The sequence below is a fragment of the Desulfurella amilsii genome, assembly GCF_002119425.1.
Taxonomy (GTDB): Bacteria; Campylobacterota_A; Desulfurellia; order Desulfurellales; family Desulfurellaceae; genus Desulfurella; species Desulfurella amilsii.
Genome location: NZ_MDSU01000001.1, coordinates 63,283 through 75,581 on the forward strand (window position 1 = coordinate 63,283; position 12,299 = coordinate 75,581).

Below are 12,299 nucleotides of genomic sequence, written 5' to 3' on the forward strand. Positions count from 1 at the left end.
TTGAAAAGACAGACTTTTTCGGCCGTATATACATTCATATTACTCATAATTTTTTTAGCTATAATCTCTTATGATTTTCACGATACGTTTTATCCGCATACGCAAATACACAACCTTATTGGGTATGTTGGTGCTGATATTTCAAATTTTTTCTTCACAAATTTTGGTATACTTTCTTATGCATTACCTTTTTTACTTTTTACCAGCGTATTTGCATACTTAATAAAGCCTATAAAGCTTATAAGAAGTATTGTGTTTGTTTTTTTGTTTGTTGTAGCTATAAACATAATGCTATATATTTTATTTGGTGCTGAAGGTAGGCAGTATTTAACTCAAAATGGATATTTTCTTTATGGTTTAAGCGGCTATTATATGGGTAGTTTTTTAGAATTTTACCTTGGCAGAGTAGGTATAATGGTAATTTTCTCACCAATTGCTGCTTTGTGCTTGTTGTTTTCTACAAAAGAGATGTTTTTATTCATTATCAGTCTGTTAAAAAAAATTAAGTTCAAAAAAAAAATTAACATAAAACCAAAAATCAAAGAAAAACAGCCTATGATACAACAAAGTAAAATAGATGCGCCACAGTTACAATCGCAAAGCATAGTCGAAGAAGATAAAAAAGCTATAGATACAAATATTGAAAAAAAGTTAAATATCAGTATTAAGCGCAATTTAACAAAAGAAGATGGTATCCAGATAACACAAAATTTGGGAAATAAGACAAAAAATGGGTATATTTTGCCAAACATAGAGCTATTAAATGATCCGGTGCATATAAACAAAGAAGTTGAAGAAAACGAAATTTTAGAAAATGTTAAAATTTTAGAAGAAAAATTAAGAAATTTTGGTGTGACAGGAAAAACAGTTGAGGTAAGACCTGGACCTGTAGTAACACTCTATGAGTTTAAACCTTCATCTGGTATAAAAATTAGTAAAATTGCCAATTTAGCAAATGATTTAGCTATGGCTATGAAGGCTATTGCTGTAAGAATCATAGCTCCCATTCCAGGTAAAAATGTCGTAGGTATTGAAATCCCAAATAGGCAGATCCAAACAGTATACATGAAGGAAATATTGGCATCAAAGTTGTTTCTTAACTCAAAATCTTCATTGACATTAGCTTTGGGTAAAGATATAATGGGAAATCCTTTTATAGCTGATTTAGCTAAAATGCCCCACTTATTGATTGCAGGGGCAACAGGAGCAGGAAAGAGTGTTGGGCTAAATACAATGATCGTAAGCATACTATATAAGTCTACACCAGATGATATTAAACTTGTTCTTATTGATCCAAAAATGATTGAGCTTTCTATGTATGATGGCATGCCTCATTTATTGATGCCACCCGTTATAGATCCAAAACAAGCAAGTGGTGCACTGGCTGCCTTGGTAAAAGAGATGGAGACAAGGTATAAAATAATGAGCGAATCAGGCGTTAGAAACATAGATGGCTTTAATGAAAAAGCAAAAAACGGCTCAATAGATTATCCGCCATTTCCATATATAGTTGTCGTAATAGATGAGTTATCTGATTTAATGATGGTATCATCTAAAAAAGTTGAGCTGTCAATTGCAAGGCTTGCTCAAATGGCTAGAGCTGCTGGCATTCACCTAATTGTTGCAACGCAGCGGCCCAGTGTGGATGTATTGACAGGTCTTATTAAAGCTAACTTTAGCGCGCGTATTTCATTTAAGGTGTCATCTAAAATTGACTCAAGAACGATTTTGGACTCGCAAGGTGCTGAGATGTTGCTTGGCAGGGGCGATATGTTATTTTTGCAGCCTGGAACATCACATATGACACGTGTTCATGGAGCATTTATTACCGATGATGAACTAAAAGCTATTATTAACTATGTAAAATCTCAAGGTACACCTATCTATAACGAAGAACTCATAAATGAAGCCAAAGAAGAAAGTGGTATAGAAGAAGAATTAGACGAAGAAAAAGACGAGCTTTTTGATGAAGCGTTAAAAATTATTAAAGATGGTGGTTCACCAACAATTTCCTATATTCAAAGAAGGTTGAAGATTGGCTACAATAGGTCAGCTCGTATTGTAGAGCAAATGGAAAAAATGGGCATACTGTCAAAACCAGACGATAAGGGTAAAAGGGAATTACTAATATAAAGGGGGTTTAAATGGGCCTTATAGTTCAAAAGTATGGTGGTACATCAGTTGGGACACTAGAGAAAATTAAAAATGTTTGTAAGCACATTAAAGAAACTAAAGAAAAAGGCAACAAAGTTGTTGTAACTATTTCTGCAATGGCTGGAGAAACGGATAAGCTTGTAGAGATGGCTTATGCTTTATCAAAAAGTCCAAAAGAACGTGAGATGGATTTATTGCTCTCAAGTGGCGAGCGTATCTCAAGTGCACTTGTTGCAATTTATTTAAACGAGTTTGGCGTTAAAGCTGCTGCTTTGACTGGCAGACAGTGTGGCATAGTAACGGATTCTGCTCACACTAAGGCACGTATAAAAAACATTGATGCAAAAAAGATTTTAAATATGCTTGAGGATAATTATGTTGTAATTGTCGCAGGTTTTCAAGGTATATCAGAAGATACAGGCGATGTTACAACGCTTGGCAGGGGTGGTTCTGACACAACAGCTGTGGCCGTTGCTTGTGCCATTAAAGCAGATGTATGCGAAATCTATACGGATGTAGATGGAGTCTACACAGCAGACCCAAGGATTGTAGAAAAAGCCCGAAAACTTGATAAAATTACTTACGAAGAAATGATGGAACTTGCAAGTTTAGGCTCAAAGGTTTTGCAAATTAGGTCAGTTGAGTTTGGCATGAAGTATAGAATGCCAATTATGGTTATATCAAGTTATACTTATAATCCAGGCACATTAGTAACATGGGAGGATGAAAATATGGAAAAAGCATTAGTTTCAGGTATTGCGCATGACAAAAATCAAGCAAGAATTACTATTGTCAAGGTGCCAGACAAACCAGGCACATCAGCAAAGATATTTGGGGCTATAGCAGAAAAAAACATTAATGTAGATGTGATTGTACAAAATGCAAGTGAAGAGGGCTATACAGATATTTCTTTTACTGTCCCACGAAATGAAGCAGACAAAGCCTACGATCTATTAAAATCAATTATCAAAGAGATTAGTGCAAGTGAGATTGAGGTTAGAAAAGATATAGCTAAGGTATCTATTGTTGGAGTTGGCATGAGATCTCACCCTGGTGTTGCAGCTAAAATGTTTGGTACACTAGCAAAAGAAGGAATAAACATACTAATGATTACAACGTCAGAAATCAAAGTTTCCTGTATAATTGAAGAAAAGTACTTAGAGCTAGCCGTAAGGGCCCTACATACTGCATTTGGGTTAGATAAAGAATAATATATTTGGAGGGGGAAATGCACGATCAAGTTAAAATATTTGACACAACGCTAAGGGATGGTACACAATCAGAAGATGTTAGTTTGCTTGTTGAAGATAAACTTACAATAACAGAAATTTTAGATGATTTAGGTGTTCATTATATCGAAGGTGGTTGGCCAGGTTCAAACCCAAAAGATGAGGATTATTTTAGACAGGCAAAAAGCCTACATTTAAAAAACGCTAAAATCTCATCATTTGGTTCTACAAGAAGGGCTAAACTCAAAGTTGAAGATGATCCAAATATCATACAGTTAGTTGAAAGCCAAACGCCTGTTATTACGATTTTTGGCAAAAGCTGGGATTTGCATGTAAAAGATGCTCTTAAAATATCACTGAGTGAAAACCTTGAGATTATATATGACTCCGTTCAGTATTTAAAAAAACATTGTGATGAGTTTATCTACGATGCAGAGCATTTTTTTGATGGTTTTAAAAATGACCCGGAATATGCCCTAAAAACATTGCAATCAGCTGTAGAAGGTGGAGCAGATGTTATTGTGCTAGCCGATACAAATGGTGGTATAATGCCTTGGGAGATTGAAGAGATTATAGAAAAGGTAAAATTAAAATTTCCAAATGCAGTGCTTGGTATACACCAGCACAATGATTCTGAGCTTGGTGTTGCAAATACTATTTTAGCGGTAAATCATGGTATCGTGCATGTTCAAGGCACTATAAATGGCTATGGTGAGCGTTGTGGAAATGCTAATTTGTGCTCTATTATTCCAAATTTAAAATTAAAAATGGGTATAGATTGCATAAGCGATGAAAATTTAAAAAAGCTTACTATAGTGTCTAAAAAAATTGACGAAATACTTAATTTACACCATAATAAGCATTTGCCATTTGTTGGGGAGAGTGCTTTTGCTCACAAAGGTGGCGTTCATGTAAGTGCAATATTAAAAAATTCCAAAACTTATGAGCATATTGTACCAGAGCTTGTGGGTAACTCACAAAGAGTGTTGGTATCGGATCTTTCCGGAATTAGCAACATTATATACAAAGCCCAAAATATAGGCATACCTATTGATAAAGATTCAAAAGCAGGCAAAAATGCGTTAGCTGAGATTAAAAAACTTGAAAACGAAGGCTACTACTTTGAAACCGCTGACGCATCGTTTGAATTGTTGCTTAGAAAACACAGAGGTGAGATTAGAGACTATTTTGAAGTATTATCATACACTGTAATAGATAGAGAGCGATGCGATAAAAGTCAGCGCAGTCCTGTTGAAGCTACAGTTATTGTTAAAGTAAAAGACAAAATTGAACACACCGCAAGCCTTGGCAATGGTCCTGTTAATGCACTTGATAATGCTATAAGAAAAGCTTTGATTGTTTTTTATCCAAACCTTGCAGAGTTAGCGCTTATTGACTACAAGGTTAGAATTCTAAAAAGTGTGCAAGGCACAGGTGCAAGCGTAAGGGTATTAATCCAATCTACAGATAAAAAGGATAGGTGGGAAACGGTTGGTGTAGGCGAAGATGTCATCGAGGCATCGAAAAAAGCACTGTTTGATTCAATAATATATAAATTAATGAAAGATGATGGTTTGGTGAGTAAGAGGTGAGTTATGTTTATTTATGATTTTGAAAAACCTATTTATGAAGTAGAAGAAGAAATAGAGAATCTAAGACAAATGGCACTCAATAGTTCAATTGATGTTCACGAAGAGATAGAAGCTCTAGAGCGTAAAAAAAACGAGATAATAAGAGAAGAATTTAAAAATTTATCCATTGATAAAGTTATTAAAATTGCAAGACACCCCAACAGGCCATATACGCTTGATTTTGTAAATTTTATTGTTAAAGACTTTGTTGAAGTGCATGGTGATAGGTTATTTGCAGATGACAAGGCTATTATAGCTGGATTTGGTTATATTGATAAATACAAAGTAGCTATCATAGGCCACCAAAAGGGTCGCAATACAAAAGAGAATCTCTATAGAAACTTTGGGATGGCAAACCCAGAAGGCTACCACAAATCTCAAAGGGTTATGAAGCTAGCAGAAAAATTTAACCTGCCTATTATAACATTTGTGGATACACCTGGTGCATATCCTGGCATAGGTGCCGAAGAGCGTGGCCAATCAGAGGCAATTGCAAGGAATTTATACATTATGCCTGGTTTAAAAGTGCCTACGATTTGCATCATAACGGGCGAAGGCGGTAGTGGCGGAGCACTTGCTTTATCTGTGGGCGATAAAGTCGCTATGCTTCAGTTTGCTATTTATGGTGTTATATCGCCTGAGGGGTGTTCTTCTATTTTGTGGCGCGATGGTAACCATGTTGTTGAAGCTGCAAAAGCCATGCATGTAACAGCTAAAGATTTGTATGATTTAAAAGTTATAGATGATATTATTGAAGAACCGCTTGGTGGAGCACACAGAAATCCTCAACAAACAGCCTATGCAATAAAAAATTACATCGTGGAAAACTTAAAAGAATTAACACGGAATAATCCAAGAAAGTTATTGGATAAAAGATGGGAAAAATGGCGCACTATGACAACGAATTTCTTGTGAGGCTTAAATGAATAAAGATTTGCAAGATTTGCGGGTTCAAATAAATGAAATAGACAATAAAATAATAGAACTTTTAGAGAAGCGCTTAGAGATTGTAAAAGAAGTTGGTGCTATAAAGCGCGAAAAAAGTTTATCGTTCTACGCACCAGAAAGAGAAAATCAAATTTACAAGGCACTTGATAGCCTAAAGCTTACCTTTATGAATAAAAATTCTCTAAAGGCAATTTTTAGAGAAATAATGAGTGTTTCAATTAAAATGGAAGAGCCGCTCACGATAAGTTATTTGGGCCCAGAAGCTACATTTACACACCAAGCGGCAATTGAGAAATTTGGTACAAGTCTTTACTACCAACCAGAAGAATCTATTGAGGATGTTTTTTTTGATGTGGAACAGGATAGGGCTGATTTTGGTGTTGTGCCAATAGAAAATTCCATTGAAGGCGTTGTTAACTATACACTTGATATGTTTGTAAACTCAAATGTAAAGATTGTTTCTGAGGTTATGGTAGATATAAAGCATAATTTGCTGTCCAAAGCAACCAGTTTGAGTGAAATTAAAGCTGTATATTCACACCCAAACGCCCTTGGCCAGTGTAAAAATTGGCTCAAAAAACACTTACCAAACGCTATACTGTTAGAAACCGCCTCTACTGCAAAAGCGGCAAAAATTGCAGCAAAAGACAAGAGTGTAGCCGCTATATCGTCTTTGGCAGCAAGTAGTTTGTACGATTTAAATGTGCTTGCAAGGGGCATTGAAGATAAAATAAACAATGTAACGCGCTTTTTGGTTATAGGCAAGCATATCCCATCGCCAAGCGGAGAAGACAAAACTTCATTGATGTTTTCAATACACGATAAGGTTGGAGCGCTGTATTCCATTTTAAAAATATTTTATGACAATCAGATTAATTTGACGCGCATAGAATCTAGACCATCAAAACAAGAAAATTGGTCTTACATATTTTATGTTGATGTTGATGGACATATTGAGTCTGAAAGTGTAAAAAAAGCTTTTGACAGTTTAAGTGAGATTGTGCCGTTTGTTAAACTTTTGGGTTCATATCCAAAATATATTAAATAAGTGAAAAAGCGAATTTTAATTTGCGATGATAGTTCCACAATAAGAGCCATTATAAAAAAAGAACTTCAAGATTATTTTGATTTAGAAATTTTCGAAGATGGCATATACGCTTATAATTTTCTGCTTAGGGGTCAAAGGCTTGATTTTGCTGTGATTGATGGTGAAATGCCACAAATGAATGGCTTTGAACTGTTAAAAAAAATAAAAGAAGAATTAAACTTAATCTTTTTACCCGTTGTGATTTTGACTGCTAATGAAGGGGATTATTACGAAAAGGAGGCATTCAATTTAGGCGCATTTGATTTTTTAAAAAAGCCATTTAACCAAGGTGAACTATTAACGTATTTATTAGACTATTTTAATGAAAAAATTACAGAAGGTAGTGTGTTGGTTGTAGAAGACTCTATGCTTCAAAATGAAACCATTTGTCAACAACTAAGGCTCAAAAACATACAACCAGTTAGTGCAAAAAATGCTGTTGAAGCTATGAGGTATCTGTTGAGTGGGTATGATGTAGATGTTATTTTGATGGATATTTTTTTACCACAATACACTGGATACGATTTGATTAGTATTTTAAAGTCTGATGAGCGTTTTATTACTATACCAATTGTGGGTCTTACAGCTTTTAGACAAAAGGATATATTATCTGAAATTTTGGATTTAGGGGCGGATGATTTTATTTATAAGCCATACAATATTAATGAATTTTTTGCGCGAATCAGGGCAAATATTAGAATTTCAAAGTTAATTAAGCGATTGAAAGAAACATCCGAGAAAGACTATTTAACAGGTATTTACAACAGACGCACGTTTTTTCATTTTCTTGAAAATCTTTCTGCTTTGAGCATAAGAGAAAACAAGCCACTTTCTTTTATGATTTTAGACATTGATTATTTTAAAAAAATAAATGATACTTATGGTCACGATGTAGGTGATTTTGTTTTAAAAAAACTTGCAGAAATTGTTTTAAAAATGACACGAAGGTCAGATATATTTGGCCGTTATGGCGGCGAGGAATTTTGTCTTGCGCTACCTAACACCGACCTTTATGGGGCATGCTTGCTTGCAAACAAAATTCTCTCTACTATTGCTCAAACAATTATAACTTTTAAAAATAACAAAACTATTTCTTTTAACATTACAATTTCTATCGGTGTTTCTGAGTTTGCTAAAGATATGAATATAGATGAGCTTATAAAGATTGCCGATAACAATCTGTATTTAGCCAAAGAAAATGGTCGAAACCGCGTTTATCCGCTTTTTTCTAAGCTTGACTCAAAAAATTATTTAAAAGGGTTTTAATTTGGTCATCTTTATAAATGGTGCTTGATTGTTTGTGTAGTAGACTATGTAAATATATCCATTTATGAAGGCTAAATCTGTATAGCCACCATCAAATAGACTGCCTTTGTATGTGTCAATTACCTTTTTTTCGTGTGTTTTTACGTTTATAATGCTTATCTTGTTTGTATTACCCTCATTGTCCCTAAAACTTACAAATATTATGCCATTTACATCTATTGCCATAGGGGCTAAAGCAAAGTCTGTGAATTTTTTTGGCTTATCCCAATTGATAAAATCTTTGCTAGTGCTATAATACAAAGCATAGTTTGGGTAAGTATCTTTTCGTGAAAATGCTATATAAACATCGCTTGCTTTTGCTACCGAAGTTTCATTTAACATTAAATCTTTAGAACTATCTAGATAGCTAAAAAGTTCAAAATGCGAAAAATCTTTTGTTGCAATAAATAGGGGCCTTGTAAAATTTTCGCCTTTTAGGGCGCCGTATGCACTAAATATATAGTAAGAATTTACAATTAATGCTTTACCGTAAAAAGCGGCCAGGTTAATATCTTTAACGCTAACTTTTTGCCTATGCTTAAAATTGCAATTCTCAGATACAGATAAAAATACATCGTTTATTTTATTTCTAACAAAAATTCTCGTGCCAAGCGTGTATAGATTATCATTTAATTTTGAAACTATAGCGTCCAGTTCATTTTGGCTTTCAAATAATTGGCTTTCTTGTATATTAATTGGGTTGTTTTGATCGAAAAACCTCTCTAATTCACTTAATTTTATTTTTATACACTGTACTTTGCCATAAAAGCCATGAGGGTTTGTATGGTCAACTACGCCTTGCCTGTAAAATATTGCCAAATAATCTCTGCATATACTCATAGTGGGAAAAGAGCTGTATAACCGTAGCTCTTCTTTTACAATTGTTTTGGTTATCATAAACTACTTACCATTATATAAAAATTTTTCCTAAGCCACAATCTTTTCTGTTTGAAATCAGGCATAATGCTTTGTACTTTTTGCCAAAATGCTTTTGAGTGGTTTAGGTAAAATAAATGGCAAAGCTCATGAACAACAACATAATCAATATAGGCTTCATCTAGTAAAATATTGTAGAAACTAAACCTCAAGTTTCTTTGAAAATCACAAGATCCGAGCCTTTTTTTGGCACTTGTAATAGTGATGCTTTTAAATTTGCACCCAAGTATGTTTGCATAGTAAACACAGCGCTGAAAAATAAATTTCGATGCTTGCTGTTTATACCATTTTATTAAAATGCACTCTGGTTTCGATTGTTTTTTTAAGCTTAATAGAAGCGTTTCGTTTTCAATTAAGACGCTGTTTTTTTGCGAATTGACTATTTTGAGAGTAAGCAGTTCTCCTAAATAATAAAACGTTTCTTTGTCTTGATATGAGTTTTTAGAAACAGGTTTAATTTGCTTAATTTCGTTGATTTTTCTTTCGATCCAGTCCTTTTTCTCATCTATAATTTTGTTTATGAGTTTTTTGTCTGTGCCAAAGGGTACCCTTAGAATCAAATCAGCATGATCTGTTATGATAAGGCTTATGGTTTTGCGTTTAGAAAAAATAACTTGCGCTTGCATAAAAACTGGCGGAGAGGGCGGGATTCGAACCCGCGGTAGAGGTTTTGCCCCTACACTCGCTTAGCAGGCGAGCGCCTTAGGCCAACTCGGCCACCTCTCCAAATAAAAAATGGCGGAGGAGGTAGGATTTGAACCCACGGAAGGCTTACACCTTCAACGGTTTTCAAGACCGCCGCCTTAAACCACTCGGCCACTCCTCCGATAAACTTTTATAAGTATAACAAATGTAAACTTTTTTTCAAGTATTTTTGTAAAAATAATGCTTGACGAAGTTATATAGAAGTTATATAGATTTAATATTATTAGTTTAATATAATATTTGGTGGAGTATGGGTATGTGTGTGTACTAGTGCTTGGCTGTATGGATAGATTGGAAGATGACTATATTGAAACAAGTAAAAACTGGGTTTGATCTAAAGGTTTATACTAAATGCGTATGTGGTTTTTCAGCTAGAATTGGCAGTATTTACAGGGTTATAGCATTTATAAATCAAGTTTCCCATCGAGCAAAAAATCAAATTTTTAAATTTTTAATTTTTTAAAAAAGACCAATAAACCAGTGTGCATGTACTATTCATGTGGCATATATTCACCTAAAAAACGCCAAATTGGGATTAAAATAAAAAATAAAAGCGTAGGGTTTGTTAATGCTTTGTTAATGTATTTTGTGATATTGTGGTTGGCGAAATTAATCTTAGGAGGTGCAGGTATGCAAAATACAGATTCGGTTGAAATTTTTAACAAGGTTGCTGAGGTTGGACTGGTGTTTTGGCTAACAAAAATTGTAGCGACCACATTGGGTGAGACATTTGGAGATTTTTTATCTATGACGCTAAACTTAGGTTATTCTATCACACTTTTGTTGACAGCTGTCTTTTTGATGATTACACTTTCTGCCCAGTTGTCGTCAAAAAAATATGTGCCGTTGTACTTTTGGCTTGCAATTGTAGGTACAACAACGGTAGGCACAGAAATTTCAGATTTACTTGATAGAACGCTTCACTTAGGTTACCCTTTGGGTAGTTTAATTTTAACTACTGGTTTGTTTTTGACTTTATTCGCATGGTTTAAAAAGTTTAACGATTTAAGCATTTACCCTATGACAGACAAAACAAAAGAGTTGCTTTTCTGGATAGCTGTATTGTTTTCTAATAGTTTAGGTACTGCTTTTGGAGATTTTCTGTCTGATAGCTTAGGTTTGGGTTATTTGGGTGCTACATTTATTACAACAGGTGTAATTTTAGCAGTAGTAATATTGCATCACTTTAGCAATGTAAACAAGATTGCTTTATTTTGGGTAGCATTTGTTTTTACAAGACCGTTTGGCGCAACTTTCGGGGATTTATTGACAAAACCCCTCTCAATGCATGGCTTCGGATTAGGCACGCTAAATGCTTCTGCAGTAGAGCTTGCTATTATAGCAGGGCTAATCTTTTTTGCACATTTAAATTTAAAATCGAACCAAAAACTATCATATCAAAAAATAAACAGAGTCAACTAGGGTTTCCTAGTTGACTTAACCTTTTATTATAAAAAGGTTAAATTTAGAGCACCTTGCATTAAAAAAGTTTAATGAACTCAGTGGCGGAAGAGGCTCAAAAAGTTAGGATTGCCCAGCTTTTGGCTCAAGACTCAAGGGCTATTGCTTATAGACGAGCTTCTAAACAATCTCGATTTAAAAAATCAGATAGACACCATACGTCTTATAAAAGGTTTGGTGGAAAAGACTGAGCTTATAGCCATAATAGCAATTCATGATATTAACATTGCTATAAACTATGCACACTCGTTAATTTTTTTAAAAGATGGCAAGGTGCTTGATTTTTGTAAAAGCACCCAAGCTAATCCACATACTATAGCGGAAACGTACGGCATGGGGTTTTATTTTATTAGCAAAAATAACAAGAAAATATGTATACCGATCTAAATTATTTATCAACCGTAGCAGCTCTTGTTAATTTTGAAAATTTTATACCGGTTAAGCCGCCTATTTTGATGGCAATGTTTTCTATAGCCTCTGGAGTACCTCTTAGAATGATAGTTTCAAGGCAGTTGTGGTGATCTATGTGTATATGTGTTGCGCATACAATATTTATGGGCGTATGATGCTGAATGTCAATTAATCTTTCTGCTAATTCTTTTTTGTTATGGTCATAGATGAGCGCTAAAACACCAAATACTTCCTCTCCAGAGATAGACCACTTTTCTTCGATTAACTCTTTTCTGATTAAATCCCGTACAAATTCAGATCTTGAAGCATAGCCTTTATTAATCATTTTTTCGTCTAATTCTTTAAGCAAAGACTCAGGCAGTGAAATACTAAACCTAATAGTTTCATCCATAAACTACCTCTTTCGTGTGTTTTTTTGCAAATCAAAACAAC

Annotated in this window: 12 protein-coding genes and 2 tRNA genes; 9 read left to right on the forward strand and 5 right to left on the reverse strand. The window is 34.3% G+C overall.

What is annotated here, in order from left to right; all coding sequences use genetic code 11:
- From DESAMIL20_RS00325 to DESAMIL20_RS00350, 6 genes are read left to right on the forward strand one after another with little or no spacing between them, the layout of a single operon-like run.
- Positions 1–2,133 carry an FtsK/SpoIIIE family DNA translocase gene (locus tag DESAMIL20_RS00325; protein ID WP_143340206.1) on the forward strand — a complete coding sequence of 711 codons (2,133 nt, stop codon included), beginning with the start codon at positions 1–3 and terminating at the stop codon, positions 2,131–2,133.
- A gap of 11 nt (positions 2,134–2,144) precedes the next feature.
- On the forward strand, positions 2,145–3,365 hold the full coding sequence (locus DESAMIL20_RS00330; RefSeq protein WP_086032892.1) for an aspartate kinase: 1,221 nt from the start codon (positions 2,145–2,147) through the stop codon (positions 3,363–3,365).
- Positions 3,366–3,382: 17 nt separating this feature from the next.
- A complete protein-coding gene (gene cimA / locus DESAMIL20_RS00335) occupies positions 3,383–4,975 on the forward strand; it encodes a citramalate synthase (protein ID WP_086032893.1) in 1,593 nt (530 codons plus the stop codon).
- A gap of 3 nt (positions 4,976–4,978) precedes the next feature.
- Positions 4,979–5,929 carry an acetyl-CoA carboxylase carboxyltransferase subunit alpha gene (locus DESAMIL20_RS00340; protein WP_086032894.1) on the forward strand — a complete coding sequence of 317 codons (951 nt, stop codon included), beginning with the start codon at positions 4,979–4,981 and terminating at the stop codon, positions 5,927–5,929.
- Positions 5,930–5,936: 7 nt separating this feature from the next.
- Positions 5,937–7,010: a prephenate dehydratase gene (gene pheA / locus DESAMIL20_RS00345; RefSeq protein WP_086032895.1), complete on the forward strand. Its 1,074-nt coding sequence runs from the start codon at positions 5,937–5,939 to the stop codon at positions 7,008–7,010.
- The gene (locus tag DESAMIL20_RS00350; RefSeq protein ID WP_086032896.1) at positions 7,011–8,315 is read left to right on the forward strand and encodes a diguanylate cyclase; all 1,305 of its coding nucleotides are present in this window, start codon (positions 7,011–7,013) and stop codon (positions 8,313–8,315) included. It abuts the gene before it with no gap.
- Here DESAMIL20_RS00350 and DESAMIL20_RS00355 read toward each other — a convergent pair.
- The 4 genes from DESAMIL20_RS00355 to DESAMIL20_RS00370 form a co-directional block, all read right to left on the reverse strand.
- On the reverse strand, positions 8,301–9,251 hold the full coding sequence (locus tag DESAMIL20_RS00355) for a hypothetical protein (RefSeq protein WP_086032897.1): 951 nt from the start codon (positions 9,249–9,251) through the stop codon (positions 8,301–8,303). The genes DESAMIL20_RS00350 and DESAMIL20_RS00355 overlap by 15 nt on opposite strands.
- Positions 9,248–9,916 carry a M48 family metallopeptidase gene (locus tag DESAMIL20_RS00360; RefSeq protein ID WP_086032898.1) on the reverse strand — a complete coding sequence of 223 codons (669 nt, stop codon included), beginning with the start codon at positions 9,914–9,916 and terminating at the stop codon, positions 9,248–9,250. Before DESAMIL20_RS00360 ends, DESAMIL20_RS00355 begins: the two co-directional genes overlap by 4 nt.
- Before the next feature lie 6 nt (positions 9,917–9,922).
- Positions 9,923–10,016, reverse strand: a tRNA-Ser gene (locus DESAMIL20_RS00365).
- Between the two features lie 10 nt (positions 10,017–10,026).
- Positions 10,027–10,116 (reverse strand) — tRNA-Ser (locus DESAMIL20_RS00370).
- A gap of 509 nt (positions 10,117–10,625) precedes the next feature.
- On the opposite strand from DESAMIL20_RS00370, the gene DESAMIL20_RS00380 reads away from it, so the two are divergent.
- The 3 genes from DESAMIL20_RS00380 (at position 10,626) to DESAMIL20_RS00385 (ending at position 11,843) form a co-directional block, all read left to right on the forward strand.
- Positions 10,626–11,417 (forward strand): COG4705 family protein, encoded by a 792-nt coding sequence (locus DESAMIL20_RS00380; protein ID WP_086032900.1) that lies wholly within the window; start codon positions 10,626–10,628, stop codon positions 11,415–11,417.
- Between the two features lie 71 nt (positions 11,418–11,488).
- A complete protein-coding gene (locus tag DESAMIL20_RS10425) occupies positions 11,489–11,647 on the forward strand; it encodes a hypothetical protein (RefSeq protein WP_158090464.1) in 159 nt (52 codons plus the stop codon).
- Complete coding sequence (locus DESAMIL20_RS00385) at positions 11,634–11,843, forward strand: ATP-binding cassette domain-containing protein (protein ID WP_143340207.1); 210 nt, start codon at positions 11,634–11,636, stop codon at positions 11,841–11,843. Before DESAMIL20_RS10425 ends, DESAMIL20_RS00385 begins: the two co-directional genes overlap by 14 nt.
- Before the next feature lies 1 nt (position 11,844).
- Here the strand turns inward: DESAMIL20_RS00385 and nikR are convergent, their stop codons facing one another.
- Complete coding sequence (gene nikR / locus DESAMIL20_RS00390) at positions 11,845–12,258, reverse strand: nickel-responsive transcriptional regulator NikR (RefSeq protein ID WP_086032902.1); 414 nt, start codon at positions 12,256–12,258, stop codon at positions 11,845–11,847.
- Positions 12,259–12,299: the final 41 nt, after the last annotated feature.